This is a genomic window from Novosphingobium sp. SG720 (genome assembly GCF_012275365.1).
Lineage (GTDB): Bacteria > Pseudomonadota > Alphaproteobacteria > Sphingomonadales > Sphingomonadaceae > Novosphingobium > Novosphingobium rhizosphaerae.
This window is the reverse complement of the sequence record NZ_JAAZQN010000007.1, coordinates 43,109-69,113: the sequence shown is the minus strand read 5'-3', so window position 1 is coordinate 69,113 and position 26,005 is coordinate 43,109. Positions and strand designations below refer to the sequence as shown.

The window sequence follows — 26,005 nt, the reverse complement described above, 5'->3', positions numbered from 1 at the left end:
GCCTTACGCTGGGCGGGCCTGTGCCCAGGCCGCTTCAGGCAGCCCGCCGCACCGCCGCCTGATGCCCCGACAATGCGTCCACCCGGAAATGCCCGACGAGGTCGGCCATGCGATCGGCCTCCCCCGCCAGGCTCCGCGATGCCGCGGTCGCTTGCTCCACCATCGCCGCGTTCTGCTGCGTCATCAGGTCCAGCTCGTTCACCGTGGCCTGGATCTGGCGGATATTGCCGGCCTGCGCCCGCGCGCCTTCGGCAATGTTGGTCGCCACGTCGGCAATCGCCCCCACGCGGTTGACGATGCGCTCGAACGTTTCCCCGGTCTGCCCGACCAGCGTAACGCCGCGTTCCACCTGGACCGAGCTTTCGCCGATGAGCTTCTTGATATCGAGCGCGGCTTCGGCCGAGCGCTGGGCAAGCGCGCGCACTTCGTTGGCCACCACGGCAAAGCCGCGCCCGGCGTCACCCGCGCGCGCCGCCTCGACCCCGGCGTTCAGGGCGAGAAGATTGGTCTGGAACGCGATGCCGTCGATCACCGCGATGATCTTGCCGATTTCCGCGGCAGAGCGGTGGATGTCGTTCATCGCCTGGACCGCTTCGTCCAGCACGCCGCCACCCTGGCGCGCGTCGCCATGGGCCTGCTGGACGGCAGAATTGAGTTGCGTCGCCTCTTCCGCCGTGGTGCTCACCGTGCCGGCAAGCGTGGTGATCGAGGCCGAGGCCTCTTCCAGCGAGGCAGCCTGCTGTTCGGTACGGCGGGCCAGATCGTCCGACGCTTCGCGGATTTCCTTGGCCCCGGTATCGACCGCGCGCGAGGTTTGCGACACTTCGCCCAGCGCGCTGCTTACCTTCTTGCGCATCGTTTCCAGGTCGTTTTCCAGCGCGGCATAGGCTTCGGGCAGGCCCGACAGCGCCACGGTGAAATCGCCTTCGGTCATCTTGCGCACGGTGTGCCCCACCTGCGCCACGACCGCCTGGCGCTTGGCATCTTCCGCCTCGAAATAGGCGGACAGCGCCAATTCCATGTCCATCAGCGCCATTTTCACCAGCGTGGCCACCGCCTTGGCACGGCTGCGCCCCATCGCGCCAAGCCCGCGCCCCAGGAACCGCACGATGACTTCATCCAGCACCGAGGCATAGGCCCCGATATACCAGCCTGGCGCCAGGCCGATGCGGGCGTGCACATCGCCGATGCGCTGGGCGCGTTCGGCCAGGTTGGTGCCCGGCGCGCCGCTGAACATGCCGCGCCAATGCTCGATCTGCTTGTCGCGCGCATGGCTCATCGCCTGTCGCGATGAAAAGAATCGCGCAGTGTCGGGCGTGCTTCCGATCCTATCGTAAAGCCGCTCCAGCGCGGGCGGCGCGAGGCTGTCCATCGCTCCGGCGATCTGGGCAAAGCGCGCCACATCATCCGCAGAAATGTTGAAGAATGCCAGCTTCTGATCGACGTCCTGCTGGGAGAGGGCCATGAGGTTTCCTTGACGGTATGAACGGCCAAGGGATACCGGCTTTGGTTCAATAGCGCGAAAACACCCACTAGGGGGTCATCCGCAATCCCGTGCCTGCTGCGCCGCACCAACGAAAAGGGGCGGAAGTCGCATCGACCCCGCCCCATTCGCGTTCCATCGGCAACACGCCGCGCCGGTTACACCCGCATGGGCATCAGCACATAGAGCGCGGGAGACTTGTCGTCCTTGCGGATCAGCGTGGGAGCGCCGGCATCGGCCAGATGCAATTCCACCGTGTCGCCATCGATCTGGCTGAGGATGTCCTTGAGGTAATTGGCGTTGAAGCCGATCTCGAAACCTTGGGCGGTATAGTCTGCCGGCAGTTCTTCGGCAGCGGTGCCGTTGTCAGGGCTGGTAACGGACAACGTCACGCGGTCGGTTTCCAGCGCCATCTTCACCGCGCGGGTCTTTTCCGTGGCGATCGTCGCCACGCGATCGACGCCTTCGTAGAAGCTGCGCGGATCAAGCTTGAGCAGCTTGTCGTTGGCGGTGGGAATGACCCGGCTGTAATCGGGGAACGTGCCGTCGATCAGCTTGCTGGTCAGCACCACGCCGTGCTCGCCGCCCAGGGTAAAGCGCACCTTGCTGGCCGAAAGATCAAGCAGCACGTTGGTATCGAGCACTTCTTCCAGCAGCTTGCGCAGTTCGCCCACGCATTTGCGCGGCACGATCACATCGGGCATGCCCTCGGCACCCTCGGGGCGCGACAGGGTGTAGCGTGCCAGGCGGTGCCCGTCGGTGGCAGCGGCCTTGAGCACGTCGTCGGCCACGTGGAAAAAGATCCCGTTGAGGTAATACCGGGTTTCCTCGGTCGAGATGGCAAAGCGCGTGCGGTCGATCAGTTCGGCCAGCGTGCGCGCGGGGATTTCGAAGCTGGTCGGCAGATCGCCTTCCACGATCATCGGGAAATCGTCGCGCGGCAGCGTGGGCAGCTGGAAGCGACTGCGCCCGGCCTTCACGATCATGCGGTTGTCGCTGGTTTCCAGGCTGACCTGCGAGCCATCGGGCAGCTTGCGCGCGATGTCGAACAGCAAGTGGGCCGAAACGGTGATGGCACCGGCGCCTTCCACCGAAACGGCCGGCATCGATTCGACGATCTGCAGATCAAGGTCGGTCGCCATCAGGCGCACCGAATTGTTGGCCGAAGCCTCGATCAGCACGTTGGAAAGAATGGGAATGGTGTTGCGGCGTTCGACAACCGACTGGACGTGGGACAGGCAGCGCAGAAGAGTCGCGCGTTCGATGGTCGCCTTCATTCTCGTCTCGATCCCCAGTCTCGTTTACCCAGCCCGTTCAGACAGAATCTGACCCAGGCCGGACTGGACGGACAGGCGCCGTCCGGGTTGGCTGCACGCACAAAGGCCATGGAATCACAGCCCGCAGCGTTGCGTTTCGGACCACCTTTCTTAGCGTGGCGTGCCCCTTGGGCAAGGCTCGCCTTGCCTGCCCCCCGTGAAACTGTGCATAAATGGCCCGAAAACTCGAAAAAATCGTGGTTTCAGTCCAGATCGCGCTGCCCGTCGAACATCAGCGCGGTGGCCACGATCCAGCCGGTGATCAATTCCCACCCTTGCGCGGTCACGCTGGCCGGGGGCTTGCCGGCCTTGTCCAGCGCCTCGCCCACGATGCGCAAGTCGCCCTGCGTCACCTTGTCGGCCGGGTTGTTGGTGTTGCCTGGCCCGATATCGAGCGCCTGGTCGATCAGGCCCGAACGAATGCCCAGCGCCGCCAACCGACCATCAAGGGCGTCGCGACCCATGCGCCCCCAGGTATAGCTGAAATACGCCTCGCGCTGCTTGTCGTTGAGCAACTGGTCGGCGGCGCAAGCATCGGTGATGGCGCGCAGATCGGCCTGGGTGGCGTTGGCAGTGGGCGTGCCGGGCACCAGGATCGCATCGGCCACGCGGATATCCAGCCCCTCGGGCGCGGCCTTCACGCCGCAGGCCAGCGTCTCGGGCGGGCGCGCGCCGGCCGGCCATGGCACGCTCAGCGCCACGGCGGCCAGCGCCATCATCCACCCGGCTCGCATCAGGCGAACATCGCCATGCCGCCGTTCACATGCAGCGTCTGACCGGTCATGTAGCCGGCTTCCTTGCTGGCGAGATAGGCCACCGCCGCGCCGATGTCCTGGCCTTCGCCCATGCGGCCCATGGGAATGCGGCCGTTGAGCGCGTCCTTCTGCGCATCGGGCAGCACGTCGGTCATCGCGGTGCGGATGAAGCCGGGCGCCACGCAGTTGACCGTCACGTTGCGGCTGGCCAGTTCCTGCGCCAGGCTCTTGGACATGCCCACCAGGCCCGCCTTGGCAGCGGCATAGTTGATCTGGCCCGGATTGCCGGTGGCGCCCACCACGCTGGTGACCGAGATGATGCGGCCAAAGCGTGCTTTCATCATCGGCTTGGTGGCGGCGCGCATCAGGCGGAACGCGGCTTCAAGGTTGACGCGGATCACCGCATCCCATTCCTCGTCCTTCATCCGCATCGCCAGGTTGTCACGCGTGATGCCGGCATTGTTGACCAGGATGTCGATCTTGCCCAGCGTGTCGAGCGCGGCGGGAACCAGGCGTTCCACCTGCTCGGCGTTGGACAGGTCGCAGGTCACCTCGACATGGTCGTGGCCATAGGTGTCGTTCAGTTCTTCGCGAAACGCCCGCAGCTTGGCGGGGTTGGTGCCCGAAAGCGCCAGGCGCGCGCCCTGGCGGGCCAGGGCATGGCTGATCGCCGAACCGATGCCACCGGCCGCGCCGGTCACCAGGGCGGTCATGCCGGTGAGGTCAAAAAGACGGTTTTCCATAAACTTGGCTCCACAATATGCTGGCCGCCGGTCCTGTTCACCGTCGCCCCGGATCGAATCCGGAGCCCTGCGCCACGTGGCGGGCACGGTGGACCCAAGCGGGACCCCGGATCAAGTCCGGGGCGACGAAGGGATGGACGAAGAAGCGGTGTCAGAGGTCTTTCGCCAGGGCCTCGATATCGGCCATGGTGATCACGCTGGTGACGGAAAGGTCTGCGCCGGCCGAGCGGGTGATCATCGGGGCAAGGACTTTGCCGCCCAGTTCCACGAAGCGTTCGACGCCCGCTTCCTTCATCGCGATCGCGCTTTCGCGCCAGCGCACGCGGCCGGTCACCTGTTCCACCAGCAACTGCTGCACTTGCGCCGGATCGGTAACGATCGCGGCGGTCACGTTGGCGAACAGCGGCACGCGGAAAGCCTGGGGCGGCGTGGCGGCCAGCGCATCGGCCATGGCATCGGCCGCGGGCTGCATCAGCGGGCAGTGGAACGGCGCAGAAACCGGCAGCAGCACGCCGCGCTTGATGCCGTGCTCCTTGACCAGCGCCACCGCGCGCTCGATCGCTTCGCGATGGCCCGACAGCACGACCTGGGTGGGATCGTTGTCGTTGGCGACGGTGCAGACCTGGCCTTGCGCCGCAGCTTCCGCCAGCGCCGTCGCCTTGTCGATATCGGCCCCCAGCAGCGCGCACATCGCGCCTTCACCCACCGGCACGGCGGCCTGCATCGATTGGCCGCGCAGCTTGAGCAGGCGCGCGGTATCGGCCAGCGAAAAGGCCCCGGCAGCGCAAAGCGCGGTATATTCGCCCAGGCTGTGGCCGGCCACGAAATCGGCCTTGTCGGCCAGGGAAATGCCGCCTTCCTTTTCCAGCACGCGCAGCACGGCAATGGCATGAGCCATGATCGCCGGCTGGGCATTCTCGGTCAGCGTCAGCGCGTCGTCGGGGCCCTGCGTCATGATCTGGAACAGCTTCTGGCCGAGCGCGTCGTCCACTTCCTCGAACACTTCGCGCGCGGCGGCACTGGCGGCGGCGAGTTCGGCGCCCATGCCCACCTTCTGGCTGCCCTGCCCCGGAAAAACGAATGCCCGCATTGTTCAAAGCCTCCTGAAAACTGGCGCGCGCCCTATTGACCCTGCGGGGTTCCTGCAAGCCCGAACGGCACGATGCGATTGTCGGCGTCGTGCCCGATCTGGGCCCGGCCCAGGTATGGCAGGCCGGTGCGCGCGCACCAGTGGCGCGCCATCTCTTCCACGGAAATGCCAAAAGGCCTATCGTTTTCAGGCACCTGGGTTACCCGGCCAAGCCGCAGCCCGGCTGCCTTCCCGGCTGCCAGGCCCGCCGTGACGTGGAACAGCAGGCGATCGACGGCATAGTCGTATTCGCTCACTTCCTCCACCATCACCACGTGCCCGGCCAGATCGGGCATGACCGGCGTGCCCATGATCATCGCCAGGGTCATGAGGTTGAACGCCACGGCCGGCACAGCGCCATCGAGCGAAGGTTCCAACCCGCAAACCTCACCGCCCAGCCAGGCGAGCGTGCGCCGCACCGCCGCCTCGCCGCCTTCGCGGCGCACGTCCACCGGCATCGGCGCGTGAACCGGCCGGCCGATGCCCGCGCGATACAGCGCCGCCAGCATCACCCCGCCGTCGGAATAGCCAAGATAGGCCTTCTCGCGCGCGGCTGGTCCCAGCAGCCCGATCGCATCCTGCGCGATCCGCCCCGCGCCATAGCCGCCGCGCGCAAACCACACCGCGTCAAAGCCGGGATCACTGGCGCATTCCACGAAAGCGGCCAGGCGCAGCGCATCCGGCCCGGCAAAATGCCCTTCCTGCGCAAAGCACTGGTCGTGAAAGACGATTTCCACGCCGGGATGATCCTGCGCCAAGGCGGCCACGCGCACGGCATCGTCGCGATCAAACGGGGTGGACGGGGCACAGACGGCAACGCGCAACATGGCGGCTGTGTTAGGCTCTGCCGGGGCCTTCGTCCATCGCACTTGGTTAAGCAGATATTGCCCGAATACTTAGGGCGCGCGTTTCGGGAAAGGTTTTCGGGCCTGCCGCGTTGAGCAGATGACAGGGCCGAACGGGCACGCTGGACATGCAGCGTGGGCCGCTCCGGTGCTGTCGCCCCTTGCGCCTTTGCAATCGGGCGAAGGGCCGAAGATGGCTTGGCCGAACTTGTGCTCTCCACGGGGAGCCTGGCTCCGGTCTCGCCATTTGCCGGCCCGCACCCGGTCCTGGTGAAAGGGCCTGGCCGAACGATGCCGCCCACCCTGGCATTCGCTCCGGCCAGCCCTTTCCACCGCCAGCCCCCAATCGCCTGGCCCAAGCAATCTTGCCTCGGCGGCCATTTTCTGTAGTGCCTTGGCGCCATGGCCCACACCGTTTCCGCGCCCGATGATGCGCTTGTTGCCCACCCCTGGTTCTTTTGCGGCATCGGCGGATCGGGCATGTTGCCCCTGGCGCTGATCCTGAAAGGCGCCGGCGCGCAAGTAGCCGGGTCGGATCGCAGCCGCGACCAGGGCCGCACCCCGGAAAAATTCGCCTGGCTGGAAAGCCTGGGCTTTGCCCTGTTCCCCCAGGATGGTAGCGGCATCACCTCGTCCGAGCAGGCGCTGGTCGCTTCGGCCGCCGTAGAGGACACCGTGCCCGAAGTGGTGCGCGCGCGTGACCTGGGCTGTCCGCGCTTCACCCGCGCACAATTGCTCGCGCGCCTGTTCAACGCCGCACCGGTGGGCATTGCCGTGGGCGGCACCAGCGGCAAATCGACCGTCACCGGCATGATCGGCTGGATCCTCACCGCCACCGGCCGCGATCCCACGATCATGAACGGCGCGGTGATGAAGAACTTCGCCACGCCCGATGCGCCGTTCGCCTCGGCGCGGGTTGGCCAGGGTGACTTGTTCGTTTCGGAAGTGGATGAAAGCGACGGTTCGATCGCGCTCTATCGCCCGCAGATCGCCGTGCTCAACAATGTCAGCCTCGATCACAAGAGCCTGGAAGAACTGCGCGAACTGTTTGGCAATTTTCTGGCCGCGGCGGCCGTGGCGGTGATCAACGCCGATGACGCAGAAGGCATGGGCCTGCGCCATCGTGCCCGCGCGGCGCTCACCTTCGGCTTCGCCGAAAGCGCCACGATCGGTGTGGTGCCGGCCAGCGTGGCCGAAAGCCCCACCGGCATTTCAGGCACGGTGATCGACCGGCGGGATGGCGCGCAACACGCGCTCACCCTCGCCGTGCCCGGCCGCCACAACCTCGCCAATGCACTGGCCGCGCTGGCCGCCGCCAGTGCCGCCGGCCTACCCTTGGCCGAGGCCGTGGCAGCGCTTGCCGGCTATGCCGGGCTTGCTCGCCGGTTCGATATCGTCGGCACCAGCGCCAGCGGCGTGACGGTGATCGACGATTTCGGCCACAACCCGGAAAAGGTGGCCGCCACGCTCGCCACGCTCAAGGCGCATCCGGGCCGCGTGCTCGCGCTGTTCCAGCCGCACGGCTATGGCCCGCTGCGCCAGATGGGCGCCGAACTGGCAGAGGTGCTGTCCACGCGGCTGGGCGCCGAAGACCATGTGATCCTGACCGACCCGGTCTATTTCGGTGGCACGGTGGATCGCACGCAAGGCTCCGAGCGCATCGTCGGCCTGATCAATGCACAGGGCGGCCAGGCCGAGCACGTGGCCGAGCGCGCCAAGGCGGGCGAAAGGCTTGCCGCCCTCGCCCGCCCCGGTGACCGGATCGTGATCATGGGTGCGCGCGACGATACCCTCTCGGCGTTCGCGCGCGATGTGCTGGCCAGCCTTCCCTGACCAGCCCCTTCACGCCAGCTTCTTTTCCAGCATGACCAGGTGCGGATCGCCCTCTACCCCGTGGGCGATGAAACCATAGTCCTTTTCCAGGTCGATCGCGGCCTGGTTGGCGCGGTCCTCGATGGCGATCACGCGGTCCAGTCCGCGGCGCTCGCCTTCATGGGCCAGCAGATCGAGCATGGCCCAGCCCACGCCCTGCCCGCGAAAGTCGCCGCGCACCGAAACCGCCACTTCGCCGGTGTCCATCGCGGCATCGCACGCCAGCATGCCCGAAGCGACAAGGTCGCCGCTCGCCTGGTCGAACGCGAGGAAGCTTTCGGTGCGCCAGTGGTCCACCCGCGTCAGCGGCAGGAGGCGCTGGTGATCGAGATGCCCCGCCGCCGCCAGGAAGCGGAAACGCCGGTCTTCGGGCAACACGGCATCAAAGAACGCGGCCAGCGCGTCTTCGTCTTCGGCAAAGGCCTGGCGCACGCTCAGCGTCACGCCATGGCGGGTGACGACCGTGGCCGCGCGGGCCAGGGCGGCCAGGGTGGGTGGGGTTTGGGTGGCAGTCATCGCGGCATCTCCCGTCGGCAGGAATTGATGCATCGCAGCTAGCCGCGTTTCGCCCCCCGGACCTTGACCTTGCGCAAAGCGGGCGTTTGCAAAACACGCGGTTTTGCTTGCATTTCACAAGGGGCAGGCCTAAGCGCGCGGTGTTCTGCCGGCCCTGCCGGAAGAATGCCTGCGCGGGCATCCGGCCCGCACGGGCGGATCGGCCCTTTTGGCCCATCATCCTGCATGGGGCAGGTGGTGGAGAAAAGACCGGCGGACCCAACCGCCTGGCCGGAAACATCGATACTAGGAAGACTTTCCATGTCTACCAACCCGACGCGCGACGATTTCGCCGCGCTGCTTGACGAATCGCTTGGCGCTGGCGCCACCGGTGGCTTTGAAGGCCGCGTCGTCAAGGGCACCGTTACCGCCATCGAAAACGACAAGGCCGTCATCGACGTGGGCCTGAAGAGCGAAGGCCGCGTGGCCCTGCGCGAATTCGCCGCTCCCGGCCAGCCGCACGGCCTCAAGGTCGGCGACGAAGTCGAAGTCTTTGTCGACCGCGTGGAAAACGCCGAAGGCGAAGCCATGCTCAGCCGCGACCGCGCCCGCCGCGAAGCCGCCTGGGACAAGCTCGAATCCGAATTCGGCGAAGGCAAGCGCGTTGAAGGCGTGATCTTCGGCCGCGTGAAGGGTGGCTTCACCGTCGATCTCGACGGCGCCGTGGCCTTCCTGCCCGGTTCGCAGGTCGATATCCGCCCGGTGCGCGACGTGACCCCGCTGATGGACATGCCGCAGCCGTTCCAGATCCTCAAGATGGATCGCCGCCGTGGCAACATCGTGGTTTCGCGCCGCGCCGTTCTGGAAGAAACCCGCGCCGAACAGCGTTCGGGCCTGATCCAGAACCTCAAGGAAGGCCAGATCATCGACGGCGTGGTCAAGAACATCACCGATTACGGTGCGTTCGTTGACCTGGGCGGCATCGACGGCCTGCTCCATGTCACCGACATGAGCTACAAGCGCGTCAACCACCCGAGCGAAGTGATCGCCATCGGCGACACCGTGCGCGTCCAGATCATCCGCATCAACCAGGACACGCAGCGCATCTCGCTGGGCATGAAGCAGCTGGAAAGCGATCCGTGGGATGGCGTTGCCGCCAAGTACCCGGTTGGCGCCAAGCTGCGCGGCACCGTCACCAACATCACCGAATACGGCGCCTTCGTGGAGCTGGAACCGGGCATCGAAGGCCTGGTCCACGTTTCGGAAATGTCCTGGACCAAGAAGAACGTCCACCCCGGCAAGATCGTTTCGACGAGCCAGGAAGTCGACGTCATGGTTCTGGAAGTCGACAGCGACAAGCGCCGCATCAGCCTGGGCCTCAAGCAGGCGCAGCAGAACCCCTGGGAAGCTTTCGCCGAAAAGCACCCGGTCGGCTCGATCGTGGAAGGCGAAGTCAAGAACGCCACCGAATTCGGTCTGTTCATCGGCCTGGATGGCGACGTGGACGGCATGGTCCACATGTCCGACATCGCGTGGGGCATCTCGGGTGAAGACGCCCTCGCCCTTCACCGCAAGGGTGAGCAGGTCAAGGCCGTGGTCCTCGACGTGGACGTCGACAAGGAGCGCATCTCGCTCGGCATGAAGCAGCTCGAAAAGGGCGCTCCGGCCGCTGGCGGCGTTGCCACCTCGGGCTCGCTGCGTCGTGGCGAAGTCGTCACCGTCACTGTCCTCGAAGTCCGCGATGGCGGCCTCGAAGTGCAGGCTGGCGAAGACGGCGCGACCGGCTTCATCAAGCGTTCGGACCTGGGCCGCGACCGCGACGAACAGCGTCCCGACCGCTTCCAGGTGGGCCAGAAGATCGACGCCATGGTCACCGGCTTCGATCGTTCCAAGAAGCCCAACTTCTCGATCAAGGCCCGTCAGCTGGCCGAAGAAAAGGAAGCCGTGGAACAGTACGGTTCGTCGGACTCGGGCGCTTCGCTCGGCGACATCCTGGGCGAAGCCCTCAAGGCGCGCGGCTGATCCCGCGAGCCTTAGGGGTTTTGAGCGGGGGCCTGGCGCCCTCGCCGCCTGAGACAACACGAAAAGGCCCGCTCGGCATCTGCCGGGCGGGCTTTTTCGTGGCCGTCGCAATCGCTCCAGAACGGCGAAAACTTTTGAAACATAGGATTTGACGGTCTTCCGGCGCGCTCTATCCTGCCGCCGTCACGCAAGAATTCCCAGGGGCAGGACTTGATCACCACCTACGGCACCGCCGGCAACGACACCATCACCGGCACCAATCCCGCGCCCAAGGATTTCTATGACGGGTCGGACGACATCGATGCCGGCGCTGGCGATGACATCTTGCGCGGCCTCGGCGGCAATGACTATCTGCACCCGGGGACCGGCAACGACCTGGTCGATGGCGGCAGCGGCGACGACTGGCTGTTTGCCACCTGGGAATCCGGTTTTGCCTATGCCGGCACGGTCCAGACCTGGATCGGCGGAACGGGATCGGATCTGCTCTGGGCAAACCTGGGCACAGCAACCCAGCCCTTTTCGCTCGACCTCTCGCTTACCACGGCGCAAGCCACTGGGGTGTTCGGAAACTTCATCGTGTCCGAGGTGGAAGGGGTAGCCGTTTCCGGCACGGTCGGCACTTTGCGCGGCTCTGCGGGCAACGACTGGCTCCAGGCGACAGCGATCATGACGGGTGGATTGATTGCCGGAGGCGCCGGCAACGATATCATCGTACTCAGTTCCAGCACGCCTGCCGTGCCCGTCGGCCCTTTCACGCTCGATGGCGGCACCGGCTCAGACTGGCTGGTCGTGGGCATCCAGGGATGGACCACCGGCAAGAACGGCACCACGTTCTCGCTCGTTCCCTCCACCGCAGCCAACGCGATGACGCTTACCAGCATCGAAAATCTGGCGGGCGGCTATGGCGACGACGTGCTGACCGGCAACGCGGGCGCCAATATCCTGGCGGGGGGTTATCGCAACGACGTTTTGCGCGGCGGCGATGGCAACGACACGCTCTATGGCGATGGCGCCTGGACCACCACGGGCAAGCGCACCTGGGTCGACACCGTCACGCTGAATTACGGCAATGACACGCTGGAAGGCGGCCTGGGCAACGATCGCCTCAACGGCGGCCTGGGGCTGGATACGGCCACCTATGTCCATGCCAGCGGTGCGGTCACGGTCGATCTTGGCCTTGGCACGGCAACCGGCGCCGATGGCAACGATACGCTGACGGCCATCGAAAACATCAATGGTTCCGCCTATGCGGATACGCTGATCGGCGATGCAGGGGATAACCTTATCAACGGCATGGGCGGCGCCGATCGCATGATCGGTGGCGCGGGCAACGATACGTTCGTCATCGACAACAAGGGCGACCAGGTCACCGAGAACACCGGCGGCGGGATCGACACGATCAAGTCCAGCCTTTCGTGGACCGCCGGGGCCGACATCGAAAACGTGACGCTGACCGGCAGCGCCGCGATCAACGCCACCGGCAACGATCTGGACAACGTGCTGACCGGCAATGCCGCCACCAACGTGCTCACCGGGGGCCTGGGCAACGATACCTATGTGATCCAGGGGCTGGATGACGTGATCGTGGAAACCGCCGATGCCGGCGTGGACACGGTGCGCGTCACTTTCGACTATACCCTGGGCGACACTCTCGAGAATCTGACGATGGATGCCGGCGGCCACCGCGCCACGGGCAATGCCTTGGCCAATGTGCTGACCGGCAGCACGGGCGCCGACGTGCTCGATGGCGCGGGCGGGGCCGATACCATGATCGGCGGGCAGGGCAACGATATCTACTATATCGACAACGTCGGGGACACGGTTGTCGAAGAGTACACCTACAACAGTGGCACGGATACGGTCTACAGCACCGCGTCATTGGGCAAGATTGCCAATGTCGAAATCATCTACCTGCTGGGTGACGCAATTACCGCCACCGCGACATTCGACACGACCATCTACGGCAACGACAAGAACAACGTGATTACCTATTTCAACGCCAGCAGGATCTATGGCGGAAAGGGTGACGACGTCTATTACAATGTCAACGGGGTGAACGATGGTACCAAGTATGGCATCTTCGAAAACGCCGATGAAGGCACCGACACGGTCTATACCACCGCCTATACCTATATCCTGCCCGACAATATCGAAAACGGCGTGATCTCTGCGCCCACGCATGGCGGCGCGTTGACCGGCAATGCGCTCGACAACGTGCTGACCGGGGGCGATTTCTACGATACGCTGATCGCCAAGGGCGGGCACGATACGCTGATCGGCGGCCTGGGTGACGATTTCTATGTCATCGAGACGACCGGCCAGGTCATCATCGAAAAGGCTGGCGAGGGCAACGACCGCGTCTATGCCTCGCTGTCGTACACCCTGGGCGAAAACCTGGAAAATCTTTATCTGCGGGGAGACGCGGCCGAAGGCTATGGCAACAGCTTGGACAACCGCATCGAGGGGACAGCCAAGAACAACATCCTCGACGGCAAGACCGGGGCCGACGTGATGGTCGGCTATGCCGGTGACGATACCTATTACGTTGATAACCTGGGCGATCAGGTGATCGAAGAGGCAGGTTCGGGCACCGACACGATCGTGACGTCGATCGACTACACGTTCGCGCGTGCCTCCAATGTCGAGAAACTCATTCTGGCCGAAGGCTCTGCGGCGCGGCGCGCCATCGGCAGCGATGCCAACGAAACCATCACCGGCAACAGCGCGGACAATGACATCGACGGCCGCGGCGGGATCGACCGCATGGTCGGCGGCCTGGGCAACGACACCTATCACGTCAACACCGCGAACGACACGGTGGTGGAACTGGCGGACCAAGGCATCGACACGGTCCTCACGACGATCGACTACACGCTGGGCGCAACGCTGGAAAACCTGGCCGCCGAAATCGGCGCCGGGACGCTGCGCCTCACCGGCAACGGGCTGGACAACATCGTGACGGGAGCCAGCGGGGACGACCTGCTGCGGGGCCTTGCCGGCAATGACCGGCTGGAAGGCGGCAATGGCAACGACTATCTGGACGGCGGCACGGGCAGCGACACGCTGCTGGGCGGCGCCAATGCCGACACCCTAGTGGGCGGCGACGGCGCCGATACGCTCGATGGTGGCGCAGCCGCGGACAAGCTGCTGGGCGGCAATGGCGATGATAGCCTTGTCGGTGGCGACGGTGACGATAGCCTCGACGGTGGTGCGGATAACGATACGCTGGACGGTGGCATCGGCACCGACGTGTTGAACGGCGGCGATGGAAGCGATCGCCTGCTGGGCGGCGACGGTGACGACAAGCTCGACGGCGGCACCGGTGCCGACACCATGATCGGCGGCAGCGGCTTCAACACGTTCATCGTCGACAATGCCGGCGATACGGTATCGGGCTCTGGCACGGTGCAGGCTTCCGTCAGCTTCGCACTGGCCGATAGCGACAATCTCACCCTCACCGGTACGGCCGCGATCGACGGCACCGGCAACAGCCTGGCCAACGTGCTGACCGGAAACGGCGCCAACAACGTGCTGAACGGCATGGGTGGCGATGACACGCTGGACGGCGGGCGCGGGTTAGACACGCTGAACGGCGGCGAGGGCAACGATACCCTGCTGGGCGGCGCAGGCAATGACAGCCTGGATGGCGGCATCGGCAACGACCGGCTGGACGGCGGCACCGGCAGCGACGTCATGACCGGCGGGGCAGGCAACGACACGTTCATTTTCGATGGCAGCGGCGACAGCGCGATCGAACTGGCCAGTGGTGGCACCGATCGGGTGTTTTCCTCGGCCACGATCACCCTTGCCGCCAATATCGAAGTGGGCGCGCTTACCGGTGAAGCTGCCACCTCGCTTACCGGCAATGCCCTCAACAATATCATGGGCGGCAATGCAGCGGCCAACACCCTGTCGGGCGGGGACGGCAACGACGTGCTGCTGGGCCGCGATGGCAACGACACATTGCTGGGCGGCAATGGCGCCGACCAGCTGATCGGCGGATCGGGCAACGATACGCTGACTGGCGGCGCGGGCAGCGACAGGTTCGTGATCAGCCCCTTTCCAGAAGCAGGCATCGACCGGATCACCGATTTCGTCTCTGGCACCGACAAGATCGTGCTGCTCAATCCCGCACTGTCCGGCATGTTGACGGCCGATGCCTTCCGCATCGGCACCGCCGCGCTCGATAGCAACGACGTGCTGATCTACGACCGGGGAAGCGGCAATCTCTATTTCGATGCCGACGCCAACGGCGCGGACGCTCCCATCCTGCTGGCCACGCTAGCACCCAACACCGCCCTTGCCGTGACCGACATTGTCCTGCAATCGTTCAGCGATTTTGCAGCCGAGAATGCCGCGACACAGGCGCTGTTGGTACTGTAACCTTGGCAGCGGCGCCATAACCTGCCTAAAGCGCGGGGATGAGCGTCACCCCTGCCCCGCATTTGCCGACGCATCAGCCGATTCCCGCGCGCGCGCTGCGTTTGCGGGAAGCGACGCGCGACGTGCATGCCGCGCTCGATGCAGCGTTGATGGCACGGGAAAGCTTTGCCAGCCGCGAAGGCTATGCGCAGTTCCTGGCGATGCAGCTGGCGTTCCATCGGGCGGTTGCGCCGCTTCATGCCGATCTGGCGTTGCAGGCCTTGTTGCCAGGCCTTGCCGCACGCGCGCGCCTGGCGCTGGTCGAGCAGGACATGGGCGACCTTGGCCTTGCCCTGCCCGCGCCTGACCCGCTGCCCGCCATTTCCGGCATGCCGCCTGCGCTGGGCTGGCTCTATGTGGCCGAAGGATCGAACCTGGGCGCGGCGGTGCTGCGCAAGCTGGTGGCGCGGATCGGCCTGTCCGACACGTTTGGCGCGCGGCACCTGGCGCCTGCCGCCGGAGGGCCGGCAGCACAGTGGCGCGCGTTTACCGAAGCGCTCGATGCCATACCGCTGGATGCAGCGCAGGAAGCAAGCGCGGTTGCCGGCGCGCGCGATGCCTTTGCCCACGTGGCCCGGCTGGCGCGAATCGCCTGATCTGCCGCGTTGCCAGCGCAGGCAAGGCGGTTAACTGCCGTTTGCCGTCTTTTGCTTTGCAGCATTTGCGCTATGAGGGGCGCTGAGCGTGGGCCAGGAGCGAGGGCGATGATCGAGATACACCAGTTTCCCTGCCTGGCGGACAACTATGGCTATCTCGTGCACGATGGCGCCAGCGGCGAAACCGTGTGCATCGACACTCCCGATGCCGACCGTTACCTGGCGGAGGCTGCCGCGCGCGGCTGGCGCATCACCCAGATCTGGAACACGCACTGGCATGCCGATCATGCCGGCGGCAACGCGGCGGTCAAGGACGCCACCGGCTGCACGATTACCGCGCCCGCTGGCGACGCAGCCAAGATTGCCGGCGTCGATCGCACCGCCGATCAAGGCGACACCGTGACCCTGGGCGAGCATGTGGCACAGGTTCTGGCCGTGGGCGGCCACACGCTGGGCCACGTGGCCTATCATCTGCCCGATGCCGGCGCCGCCTTTGTGGGCGATGCGCTGTTTGCGCTGGGCTGCGGCCGCATGTTCGAAGGCACGCCGGTACAGTTCTGGACCAGCCTTTCCCGGCTGAAAGCGCTGCCGCCCGAAACGCTGGTCTATTGTGCGCACGAATATACGGCCAGCAACGCGCGCTTTGCCCTGCATGCCGATCCGGACAACGCCGCGCTGGCTGCCTATGCCGGCGAAGTGACGGCGCGCCGCGCCCAGGATCTACCCACCGTGCCCAGCCCGCTGGTGCGCGAACTGGCAACCAACCCTTTCCTGCGCGCCGATGATCCGGCGCTGCAATCCCGCTGGGGCGGCGGCGATGCCGTGGCCACCTTTGCCGCCCTGCGCGCGGCCAAGGACAGCTTCCGCTGACGGCTTCTGCGCGAAAGAGACCCTGATCCATGGCCGAAAAGCGCCTTTCCCGCGTAACCAGTTTCGACGTTGCCGAGGCAGCGGGGGTGAGCCAGTCCACCGTCAGCCGCGCCCTGGCCGGCGACCCGTCGATCAGCGCACCCACGCGCCAGCGCGTGATGGAAGCCGCACGCAAGCTGAACTACCAGGTGGACGAGAACGCCGCGCGCCTGCGCCGGGGCAAGACCGGCACGCTCGCCGTGGTCATGGTCTGCCGGCCGGGGCAGGATCGCAAGGACCTGAACCCGTTCTATTATGCCCTGCTCGGCAGCACCTGCGCCGCCGCCTCGGCGCGCGGCTTTGAAGTCCTGGTGGCATTCCAGGACAGCCCGGAGAACTTCTGGGGCCATTACCAGGAACGCCGCAAGGCCGACGGCATGATCGTGATCGGCACCAGCGAGAACACCGCCGCCTGGGACTATTTCGGCAGCCTGCCCCAAGGCAGCCACTGGGTGTGCTGGGGCGCGACGCAGGATGATTTCCCCTGGGTGCGCAGCGACAACCACGCCGGCGCCACGCTCGCCACACGGCACATGCTGGTGCGCGGCTATCGCAACATCGTGTGCCTGGGATCGGAAACCTCGCCCCAGCGGCAGTTCAAGGAACGCTATGACGGCTATGCCGCCGCGATGGAAAGCGCGGGACTTGAACCCGTGCTCCAGCGCATCGAGCGCGGCCTGCCGCGCGAGGAACAGGGCCGCCGCGCCGCCGTGGCGCTGATCGACAGCGGCCGCCCGTTCGACGCGATCTTCGGCGTCAGCGACGAGATCGCGCTGGGCGCGCTCAAGGAATTCGGTGCGCGCGGGCTGGTGGTGCCCGACCAGATCGGCGTTGTGGGCTTTGACGGCGTGCGCGCCGGCGCCTGGTCCACCCCGCCGCTGACCACGGTGGAATCCGATTTCGAAGTGGCCGGGTCGTTGCTGGTCGATCGCCTGCTCGCGATGATCTCGGGCGAGGCAGCCACGGCGCGGCGCGTGCCGGTGCGCCTTGTCGTGCGCGGTTCCACCCGGCCCTGACGATGGACCAGGCGGCGCTGGACCGGATCGACCTCAAGATCGTGGAAGAACTGCGTGTCGACGGGCGGCTGAGCATCAACGAACTGGCCCGCCGCGTGGGATTGAGCAAGACGCCGTGCCAGGCGCGGCTCAAGCGCCTGATCGCCGATGGCGTGATCCGCGGCTTTCGCGCCGTGGTCGATCCGCAAAAACTCGGCCTGGCGCATATCGCGTTCACCCAGGTCAAGCTGTCGGACACGCGCGAAAAGGCGCTCGATGCATTCCGCCGCGCCGTCCTCCAGGTGGAGGAAGTGGAGGAATGCCACATGATCGCCAGCAATTTCGACTACCTGCTGAAAATCCGCACGGCCGATATCCTGGCCTATCGCCGGGTGCTGGGCGAGCGGATTTCCAGCCTGCCCAATGTGGCCAGCACATCGACCTATGTGGCGATGGAAACGATCATCGAGCACGGGGCCTGATTCAGGCCAGCACAGCTTCTTCCTTGCTCTCGGCGCGCGTCACTGGACGCCGGGCCAGGGCCACCACCACAGCCACGGCCAGGCCGATGACCGCCTGGCCGGCGAAGTTGGGCACGAAGCTGCCCATGGTATCGTGCAGGTGCCCGCCGATGCTGGGGCCGATCGCGGCCGAGGTGGAAACCACGGTCATGATCGAATAGAGTTCCAGCGCCGCGCGCCCACCGAACCAGCCGCGCAGCAGCAAGGCCGTGCCCACGGTGGAAACGCCGATGCCGATGCCGAACGTGACCGCGAAAAAGCCCAGTGCCATGGAGCCGAGCGGCAGGATCAGCGCCAGCGAGGAAAATGCCGATCCCACCAGTGCGACCACGGTCAGCGCGCGCGCATCCACCCGCTGCCCGGCAAAGCCGGCAAGCGCCGCCGCCACCGCCGCCACCAACGCCGCCGCGGAAATGAAACCCGTGGCGACGCCGGGCGCCACGGCATGTTCCAGCATGTGCTGATAGGCAAAACTGTGCACCGTGGTGTTGATCAACAGGCACGCGGTATAGGCCAGAACCACGATCCAGAACTGCCATGAGGCCAGCGCGGCGCGGGCGGTCCAGCCCTGGGGCGGTGGCGCGGCTTCGTCTGCCGGGCCATGCACCACGCCCACGCGGCGTTCGTAACCCCTGCACACCGCCGCCGCGAACAGGCCCAGCACCAGCGCGCCAGCGGCGCAGCACAGCCAATAGAGCCGCCAACTGCCGGTGGCCGAATGGATCGCAAAGAATGTCAACGGCCCGGCCACGGCGCCGACGTTGCCGGCCGTGAAATAGAGGCCGATCGCGGTCGATCGCTTGCCGTCAAAGGCATTGCCGATGGCATCGACAGCGGCAATCGACCCGCAAAAACAGAAGCCCAGCCCCAGCAGCAGCGTGGCGAGCAGGTACATCGCGACGCCCTGCATCCAGGCCAGCGCGGCAAACCCGGCGATCAGTTGTGCCATGCCGATCAGCAGCGTCACCGCCACGCCATGGCGCCGGATCACCGCGGCGGGCAGCATCGAGGCTGCCCCGCAGGCGATGCCCAGCACGGTAAAGCCCATGCCGGCCTGGGCCCAGGTGAAATGGAGATCGGCCACGATCATCGGCAGGACCTGGCCCAGCGAATTGAACGTGGAGGCCATCAACAGGAAATAGAGCGCGGAAAACGCGCCCAGAATGACGATGCGCATCGGCTTGGTGCCCTTGCCCGGCTGGGATCTGTGCCCCGACATGGTCAAGCCACCGGCCAGACGCAAGGGATCGTCATGCCCGCCCGCGCGATAAGGGTTGGGGCAACCTGTTCCACCTGGGCATAGAGCGCCTCTTCATCCACGGTCGTCATCCGATAATTGTCCACCAGGCGCTGTCCATCCACCCACACGCTGTGCACGCCGCGCCCATCGGCCGACCAGACCAACTGGTTGATCACGTTGAGCAGCGGCGTCCATTCGGGGCGATTGCGATCGTGTGCCACGAAATCGGCCTTCAGTCCCGGCACCAGCGCACCCACCGTGCCGGCAAGGCCGGCAGCGGCCGCGCCGTTGAGCGTGGCGCATTCCAGCACTTCGTGCGCCGGGAACAGGTTGCCATCGCGCCGCGCATCCTTGAACAGGCCGGCGAGCAGGTACATCGCGCGCATCAGATCGGCGATGTTGCCGTTGTTGTTGCCATCGGTGCCCAGCTGGATCGGCACGCCGGCCGCGTGCATTTCCGGAAACTTGCCCTGGCTGGTAACGCCATAGCCGCCCTTCATCGCGGTGAGCGGGCAATGCGTCACGCGCATGCCGCTCTGCGCCACGGCGGCCACTTCGGCATCGTCGAGGTGGATCATGTGGGTGAGCGACAGGTGATCGCCCAGCACGCCTAGGTCTGCCAGATGCAGCAGGGCCCGCTTGCCGGCGGTGGCAAGGTAATAATCGGGATCGGCCGGGTCTGCGCTCATGTGCGCGGTGATACCCAGCCCCTTGTCCCGCACCAGCGCGGTCGCCGCGCGCCACAGATCGTCCGTTGCGGTGTTGTGCCCCACCAGGCAACCCCAGGCGGCCAGGCGGTTGTCCGTCGCCACTGGCCAGCGCTCCACTTGCGCTTCCAGCTTGGCAATGGCCTCGCGCGTAAGCGCGGGCTGGTCGTCGCCAGGGGCAAAGGCACGGTCCTGGATCCACTGGCCCAGCCGGCCGCGAATGCCCACCGCGTCCACCGCTTCCATCACGGCCGGCAGATCGAGGATCGTGCCCGCTTCCACGAACGTGGTCACCCCGTTCTTGAGCATTTCCACGCTGCACAGCGTGGCGGCAAGCTGCTCCTCGGCCGGGGTCTGCGCCAGGTAGGTGGGGATCAGCCAATCGAACACATTGGTGCGCCAATCCGTGTCATCGGGCACATAGCCGCGCGTGATCGGCTCGCCGGTGATGTGCACGTGGCAATTGACCAGGCCCGGCGTCAGCACGAAACGGCTGCCGTCGATCACCTGCCGCGCGGCAACCTGCGCCATCACATCAGCCGTGGGGCCAACCGCCACGATGCGGTCCCCCGCCACGGCCAGCGCGCCATCGCGCCAGATCTGGCGGCTGGCGTCCATGGTGACGATCCACGCATTGCGGATCACGAAATCGGCGGCAATCGGGGCAGATGCGCTCATGCGGTCCCCCATGCGCTCCACGCCTCCACTACGGCGGCGCTGGTGGTGAGCAGCGAACAGTGCTGCATCAGCGCCTTGAGGGAATGGACGTGCAGGTCCTGCTCGGCCGCGGCGCAGGCATCGGACACCACGAACGTGTGGTAGTTGTGATGAAACGCATCACGGGTGGTGGAATCAACGCAGCAATCGGTGGTCAGCCCGGTCATCACCAGCGTGTCGATGTTGCGGGCGCGCAATTGCATGTCGAGGTCGGTGCCGTGGAAGCTGGAATAAGCCAGCTTGGCAATCTCGATATCGCCCGGCTGCGGGGCCACGCGCCAATAGTCCTCGCCCCCGCTGCCGATCCGGCAGATCGCCTCGCCGCCCGGGGAACCGCGCCGCACCATCCAGGTCTTCAGCGCCTGGCTATCGCTTTGCGGCCGCGTCATCACCCGCATGAACGCCACGGTCACCCCGGCGGCGCGCGCGGCGGCGATCAGTTCCTCGATGCGGTCCACGGCCTTGTCGGACTCTGTCATGTCCGCGCCATAGCCGGCGACCACGCCGTGGGGCGCGGCAAAGTCCACCTGCACGTCCACCACCACCAGCGCAGTGCGTTCAGGCGCAATCATCGGCCCCGGCTTGGCCACGTGGGGCAAGGCGGTGGCCGGATCGATCACGGTGTGCGCTGCGCCTTCAGACTTAGGCTCAGACATGGGCCGCCTCCTTGATCTTGCCGGGAAAGCGTGCGCGCAGCACCGGCAGGATCTTTTCGGCAAACACCGGCAGCATGGAAAGGTAATCGGGGAAGATCACCATCAGCCCGTCGAGCGCGGTCTTTTCAAAGATCTCGGTCAATTGCGCCAGCACGGTTTCGGGCGAGCCGGCCACGTGCGGCGCCATCAGTGCCGATCGCGCCTTGCGGGTGAAATCGTTCTCCTTGCCGATCTCGCCGTCCAGCATGCCGTAGGCGCGCATCATGCCCCACAGCGTTTCCTCGTCCAGCCCGTCGCGATAGCTCTGCACCATCGCCTCGGCTTCCGCGTCCGTTTCGCCGATAACCAGGATCATCATCGAATAGGTGCGAATGGCGTGGCCCAGTTCCAGCGCACCGGCCTTGGCCTTGTGCGTGTTGGCAATCAGTTCTTCCAGGTTGTTGCCCGCCAGGAACAGCGCGTCCATGTGCTCGGCGGTAAAGCGCACGCCGGCTTTCGACGTGCCGGCGCAGACCAGGAACGGGCGCTGCTGCGGCTTGGGCCACGATGTGCAATCGTCCAGCGTGAAATACTTGCCCTGCGACGAAACACTGTCCTCGGTCCACAGGCGCTTGATCGCCTCGATCCACTCCGTCGCCAGGACATAGCGCTCGTCATGGTCCACGCCTTCGGGCCAAGCCCCCATCTGCGCGAATTCGCCGCGATAGGCGCCCGTCACCACGTTGAGCCCGGCGCGACCATGGCTGATCTGATCGAGGGTGGCGATCATCTTGGCGGCCACCGCAGGGTTCTGCAGCAGGGTGTGGATCGTCGCCCACACTTTCACGCGGGAAGTCGCCTGGGCCAGGCCGGCCATCATCAAGGGGCTGTCGAGCGAGGATTCCCAGTGCTGGATTTCCCCGCCGTATCCCTTGAACTTGGCCATGGCCATGATGAAGTCCAGCCCCAGTTCGTCGGCCAGCTTCGCCACCTTGAGGTTGTATTCATAAGAGCCATCGAGCCGGGGCGAATTCCTGGAAATGATCCAGCCGCCATTGGCCATGGGCATGAAGATGCCGATGTCGCGCCCGCCGCTGTCGGAAGGAAGGCCGAAATGCGCAACCGTGGGTAGGGTATCGGGCGTAACGGGGTCGGTCATGGCGGGTCCGTGATCTGGCAGTGTTGAGAACAGGTGTGGCTTGGGTTGGGATCGCAGGCAAGCTAGGGCGCCTTGGCCAACGCTTCTTGTCACCACGCGCACCAAGGTTTGTGCAGAGCGAGCGCTGCACCCATTGTGCACAAATCCATGCGCGCCACGCCAAGACGGGCTGCCGCGGCCCGCCTAGCCTGAGGGTGTACTGGATAAGGAACGCATGCGCATGGCAAACTGGTTCATCACTGGCGTCGGTTCGGGCCTGGGGCTGGCCCTCGCCCAGGCGGCCCTGGCACGCGGCGATGCCGTCGTCGGCACGGTGCGCGCCCAGGCCGATGCAGAGATGTTCGCAGCGCTCGCCCCCGGCCGCGCCCATGTGATGAAGCTGGACGTGACCGATGAAGCCGCCGTGCAGGTGGTGGTGCGCACCGCGCAAGGGCTCGTCGGGCCGCTCGACTATGTGGTCAACAACGCCGGGCGCGGCTTTACCGGCGCGGTGGAGGAAACCGCGCTTGATGATGCGCGCGCGCTGTTCGACGTGAACCTGTTCGGCCCGATGGCCGTGATCAAGGCGGCCTTGCCCGCCATGCGCGCGCGCCGCGCCGGGCATATCGTCAACATCACCTCGGTGTCGGGCCTCGCCGCCTGGCACGGCACGGCGATCTATGGCGCCACCAAGTTTGCGCTGGAATGCCTGGGGCGCACCCTGGCCCAGGAAGTGGCGCCGCTCGGCATCAAGGTGACGAACGTGGCGCCCGGTGGGCTGCGCACGGCCTTTTCGGCAGAGCGGCTGCCCGGCGCGGAACCCACCATTGCCGACTATGCCGGCACCGCGCACATGGCGCGCAAGATCCTGCAGGAAAAGCATGGGTCGGAACCCGGCTGCCCTGCCCTGGCCGCCCAAGCGATCCTGGCCGCGCTCGACGAACCCGAACCGCCGCTGGTGCTGCTGCTGGGCGAAGACGCGCTGCACTATGCCGAACACGAACTGGGCGCGCTGGCCGGGCAATTCGATCGCTGGCAGGGCTACACCCTGGCGATCGCGGCGACAGAGGCTGAAGCCGCCCAATAGGGCGGCGCCCCCGCGCTACCGAGGCCTCAGCTGGTGAAAAGGGCCTTGCGGATCACGGCGTGCACGCCCCAGTTGCCGTTGGCCACCTGGCTGATTCCGAAATCCACGCCAACCGAAAGCAGCGAGATCGCCTCGTCCTCGGTCAGGTCGCGGATGGTCATGAGGAAGCGGCGCGCCTTGCGGAACGCGTCGCGCATCGCCGCATCGATGGACGAGCGCTTGTAGACTTCGCTCTGCGCCTTGGCACCCAGATCGCGCAGATAATCGGGATTGGAAAAACCCAGGATCACATATTCGGTGGGCGTCTCGATCATCGGATAATCCAGCTCGCGCACATGCGCCGGCGCGCCCTTGGCCTTGTGCAGGATCACCTGGATCACCGCCGTCATCGAGCATTCGATGGCCGTGCCGCATAGTTCGCCATCGCCCTGGCTGGCATGGGGATCGCCCAGCGAGAGCAGGCCGCCCGGCACCGCCACCGGCAGGAACACACTGGCCCCCGGCCCCAGCCGCCAATTGTCGATATTGCCGCCGAAATTGGCCGGTGGCACCGAATCCACCAGATCGGCATGGGCCGGCGCCATCGCCACCACGCCGAAATGCGGCCGAACCGGGATTTCGATATCGCGCAGGACGTTGAAATTCTTCTCGATCGTTTCCGGGTCAACCGGCACGCCGGGGTAATCGTACATCGGGTGGATCACCCCCGATGGATCGGTCTGCGGGGTCCAGCGATAGTTGTAGACCGCATGGGCCAGCGGCAGGCCGGCGCCCTTTTCGATCTCGTAAATGGTGATCACTTCGCGCGGCTTCGGCTCCGTGATCAGTTCGGCATAGTGAAATCCCCAATAGGCCGCCACGTTGCTGCCGAACGCGCGGCCCACAAAGCGCGGGTTGCGGCTGGGGCGCGGGTCGATGTCGAGGATGCGCACTTGCACCACGTCGCCCGGTTCGGCCCCGGAAATGGCGATGGGGCCGGTGCAGATGTGCACGCCAAACCCTTCGCCCGGCCCGCGCCCGACGACCGAGGCATCGAGCGGCCCGGCGCCGCGCCGGTCCACCACTTTGCCCTCGGCCGTCCAGCGATAGATCGCCTCGGCCGCTGGATCGCCATGGATCATCCGCTCGGCATCATCGTTGGCGTGGTGGGTGAGCGTTTCCACGGTCACGTAATCGCCCGAGCAGACTTCCAGCGCGGGCTTCAGGTGCTTGCTGAAATAGCCCCAGTGGATCGTATCGGGCCGCACCGGCAGCACGTGGTGGCGCACGCCGGGGGCAGCATCCACCTGCACGTCTTCCACCAGCCCATCGGCCTCCACCAAGGGATCGAGCGGCGCGGTGGACGGAGCTTCCTCGCGCTCTTCGGGCTTGGCATCCTTGAGCACGCTGGGCCGGCCGCGCCGGGGCGCTTCCGCGGTTTCTTCGGGCAGCGCGCCAACCTTGCGGTATTCGCGCGGGCTCATGCCATAGCGTTCGCGGAACGCGCGGCTGAAGCTGGCGCTGTCGTTGAAACCCCATTGATAGAGGATTTCGGAAATCGAGCGCTGCGCGTGCAAGGGGCTGCCAAGGTCGAGCCGGCAGCGTTCCAGCCGGCGGAACTTCACGAACTGGCTGAAGCTTTCGCCGGCGCTTTCGAACAGCTTTTGCAGGTAGCGGGGCGAAATGCGGTGTTCGGCGGCGATCTGGTGGATTGACAGGTTGGGATCGGACAGGCGCATCTCGATCGACTGGAACACCCGCTCCAGGATCGCGGCACGCGCGCCCGCCGCGCCGCCCAGTTCCTTGACCGGCGCCTTGTCGAGCAGCGTGGCGGCAATGAATTCGGGCAGCGCCAGTTCCACCGGGCGGATCTGGTCGTCAGAAACATCGACGATGGTATCGGCCACCGAGCGCAACAGCGCGGAAAGCATGCGGCCGATCGCCTCGTCGGCAATCAGGTTGCTGATCTGCGAAGGCAATGCGGAGCGCGAGCGCAGCGCGGGCAGCGCATGGGGCACTTTGACCAGCAGGAAGCGATGCTCGCCATTGAGGTCGATCTGCGTGCGGGCAGAGCCGCCGCCATAGAGAATGTCGCCTTCGGACAGCTCGATCGCGGTGGTGCCCTGCACTGCCGCCAGCCGCCCTTCGAGCAGCAGCACCAGCCAGAAGCTGGGCGCGTCCTGCGCCATGTCGATCGCCAGGCGCTGGCCATTGCCCGTCACGCGCACGAACTGGATGCCCTGGCCGCTGGTGAAGCTCACCAGCTCGCCATAGAGCTCCTCGGCGCTGGCCAGAACTTCGAGGCTGACGCGTTGCAGCGCAAAACGCCAGGCATCCTGGCGCTGCTCGCGCGGATAGGCATTGGTGGTAAAGCGCAACGGCTTGCCCCCTGAAACGCG

20 protein-coding genes are annotated in these 26,005 nt (G+C 65.9%); 8 read left to right on the top strand and 12 right to left on the bottom strand.

Features of this window, described 5'->3' with window-relative positions; genetic code table 11:
* Positions 1-34: 34 nt before the first annotated feature.
* From FHW94_RS20125 to FHW94_RS20100, 6 genes are all read right to left on the bottom strand, one after another.
* Complete coding sequence (locus FHW94_RS20125) at positions 35-1,465, bottom strand: globin-coupled sensor protein (RefSeq protein WP_168557630.1); 1,431 nt, start codon at positions 1,463-1,465, stop codon at positions 35-37.
* 176 nt (positions 1,466-1,641) lie between these two features.
* Positions 1,642-2,760 carry a DNA polymerase III subunit beta gene (dnaN, locus tag FHW94_RS20120; protein ID WP_168557629.1) on the bottom strand — a complete coding sequence of 373 codons (1,119 nt, stop codon included), beginning with the start codon at positions 2,758-2,760 and terminating at the stop codon, positions 1,642-1,644.
* 242 nt (positions 2,761-3,002) lie between these two features.
* On the bottom strand, positions 3,003-3,533 hold the full coding sequence (locus FHW94_RS20115; RefSeq protein WP_246866304.1) for a hypothetical protein: 531 nt from the start codon (positions 3,531-3,533) through the stop codon (positions 3,003-3,005).
* Complete coding sequence (gene fabG, locus FHW94_RS20110) at positions 3,533-4,297, bottom strand: 3-oxoacyl-[acyl-carrier-protein] reductase (RefSeq protein ID WP_168557628.1); 765 nt, start codon at positions 4,295-4,297, stop codon at positions 3,533-3,535. The genes FHW94_RS20115 and fabG overlap by 1 nt, the downstream gene beginning before the upstream one ends.
* A 151-nt stretch (positions 4,298-4,448) precedes the next feature.
* Positions 4,449-5,387 (bottom strand): ACP S-malonyltransferase, encoded by a 939-nt coding sequence (fabD, locus tag FHW94_RS20105; RefSeq protein WP_168557627.1) that lies wholly within the window; start codon positions 5,385-5,387, stop codon positions 4,449-4,451.
* A gap of 32 nt (positions 5,388-5,419) precedes the next feature.
* Complete coding sequence (locus FHW94_RS20100) at positions 5,420-6,253, bottom strand: LD-carboxypeptidase (protein WP_168557626.1); 834 nt, start codon at positions 6,251-6,253, stop codon at positions 5,420-5,422.
* A gap of 420 nt (positions 6,254-6,673) precedes the next feature.
* Here FHW94_RS20100 and FHW94_RS20095 point away from each other — a divergent pair, with 420 nt between their 5' ends.
* Positions 6,674-8,104 carry a Mur ligase family protein gene (locus tag FHW94_RS20095; protein ID WP_168557625.1) on the top strand — a complete coding sequence of 477 codons (1,431 nt, stop codon included), beginning with the start codon at positions 6,674-6,676 and terminating at the stop codon, positions 8,102-8,104.
* A gap of 9 nt (positions 8,105-8,113) precedes the next feature.
* Here FHW94_RS20095 and FHW94_RS20090 read toward each other — a convergent pair whose 3' ends face one another.
* Positions 8,114-8,659 (bottom strand): GNAT family N-acetyltransferase, encoded by a 546-nt coding sequence (locus FHW94_RS20090; RefSeq protein WP_168557624.1) that lies wholly within the window; start codon positions 8,657-8,659, stop codon positions 8,114-8,116.
* Between the two features lie 300 nt (positions 8,660-8,959).
* Between FHW94_RS20090 and rpsA the strand changes: the two genes are divergently transcribed.
* The 6 genes from rpsA (at position 8,960) to FHW94_RS20060 (ending at position 18,064) form a co-directional block, all read left to right on the top strand.
* Positions 8,960-10,660: a 30S ribosomal protein S1 gene (rpsA, locus tag FHW94_RS20085; RefSeq protein WP_168557623.1), complete on the top strand. Its 1,701-nt coding sequence runs from the start codon at positions 8,960-8,962 to the stop codon at positions 10,658-10,660.
* Between the two features lie 210 nt (positions 10,661-10,870).
* Entirely contained in the window at positions 10,871-15,043 is a 4,173-nt protein-coding gene (locus FHW94_RS20080; RefSeq protein ID WP_168557622.1) for a calcium-binding protein, read from the top strand.
* Positions 15,044-15,081: 38 nt separating this feature from the next.
* On the top strand, positions 15,082-15,678 hold the full coding sequence (locus FHW94_RS20075) for a biliverdin-producing heme oxygenase (protein ID WP_168557621.1): 597 nt from the start codon (positions 15,082-15,084) through the stop codon (positions 15,676-15,678).
* A 108-nt stretch (positions 15,679-15,786) separates the two neighbouring features.
* On the top strand, positions 15,787-16,548 hold the full coding sequence (gene gloB / locus FHW94_RS20070) for a hydroxyacylglutathione hydrolase (RefSeq protein WP_168557620.1): 762 nt from the start codon (positions 15,787-15,789) through the stop codon (positions 16,546-16,548).
* A 29-nt stretch (positions 16,549-16,577) separates the two neighbouring features.
* On the top strand, positions 16,578-17,603 hold the full coding sequence (locus tag FHW94_RS20065; RefSeq protein WP_168557619.1) for a LacI family DNA-binding transcriptional regulator: 1,026 nt from the start codon (positions 16,578-16,580) through the stop codon (positions 17,601-17,603).
* 2 nt (positions 17,604-17,605) lie between these two features.
* Positions 17,606-18,064: an Lrp/AsnC ligand binding domain-containing protein gene (locus tag FHW94_RS20060; RefSeq protein WP_168557618.1), complete on the top strand. Its 459-nt coding sequence runs from the start codon at positions 17,606-17,608 to the stop codon at positions 18,062-18,064.
* A gap of 1 nt (position 18,065) precedes the next feature.
* Here the strand turns inward: FHW94_RS20060 and FHW94_RS20055 are convergent, their stop codons facing one another.
* From FHW94_RS20055 to FHW94_RS20040, 4 genes are read right to left on the bottom strand one after another with little or no spacing between them, the layout of a single operon-like run.
* Positions 18,066-19,280, bottom strand: a complete 1,215-nt coding sequence (locus FHW94_RS20055) for an MFS transporter (protein WP_168557617.1) — start codon at positions 19,278-19,280, stop codon at positions 18,066-18,068.
* 44 nt (positions 19,281-19,324) lie between these two features.
* Positions 19,325-20,728 (bottom strand): amidohydrolase family protein, encoded by a 1,404-nt coding sequence (locus FHW94_RS20050; RefSeq protein ID WP_168557616.1) that lies wholly within the window; start codon positions 20,726-20,728, stop codon positions 19,325-19,327.
* On the bottom strand, positions 20,725-21,423 hold the full coding sequence (locus FHW94_RS20045) for an isochorismatase family cysteine hydrolase (RefSeq protein WP_168557615.1): 699 nt from the start codon (positions 21,421-21,423) through the stop codon (positions 20,725-20,727). Before FHW94_RS20045 ends, FHW94_RS20050 begins: the two co-directional genes overlap by 4 nt.
* On the bottom strand, positions 21,416-22,561 hold the full coding sequence (locus tag FHW94_RS20040) for an LLM class flavin-dependent oxidoreductase (protein WP_168557614.1): 1,146 nt from the start codon (positions 22,559-22,561) through the stop codon (positions 21,416-21,418). Before FHW94_RS20040 ends, FHW94_RS20045 begins: the two co-directional genes overlap by 8 nt.
* A 220-nt stretch (positions 22,562-22,781) precedes the next feature.
* Here FHW94_RS20040 and FHW94_RS20035 point away from each other — a divergent pair, with 220 nt between their 5' ends.
* The gene (locus tag FHW94_RS20035; protein ID WP_168557613.1) at positions 22,782-23,627 is read left to right on the top strand and encodes an oxidoreductase; all 846 of its coding nucleotides are present in this window, start codon (positions 22,782-22,784) and stop codon (positions 23,625-23,627) included.
* A 26-nt stretch (positions 23,628-23,653) separates the two neighbouring features.
* On the opposite strand, the gene FHW94_RS20030 is transcribed toward FHW94_RS20035, so the two are convergent.
* Positions 23,654-25,984 carry an acetamidase/formamidase family protein gene (locus tag FHW94_RS20030; RefSeq protein WP_168557612.1) on the bottom strand — a complete coding sequence of 777 codons (2,331 nt, stop codon included), beginning with the start codon at positions 25,982-25,984 and terminating at the stop codon, positions 23,654-23,656.
* Between the last annotated feature and the right edge of the window lie 21 nt (positions 25,985-26,005).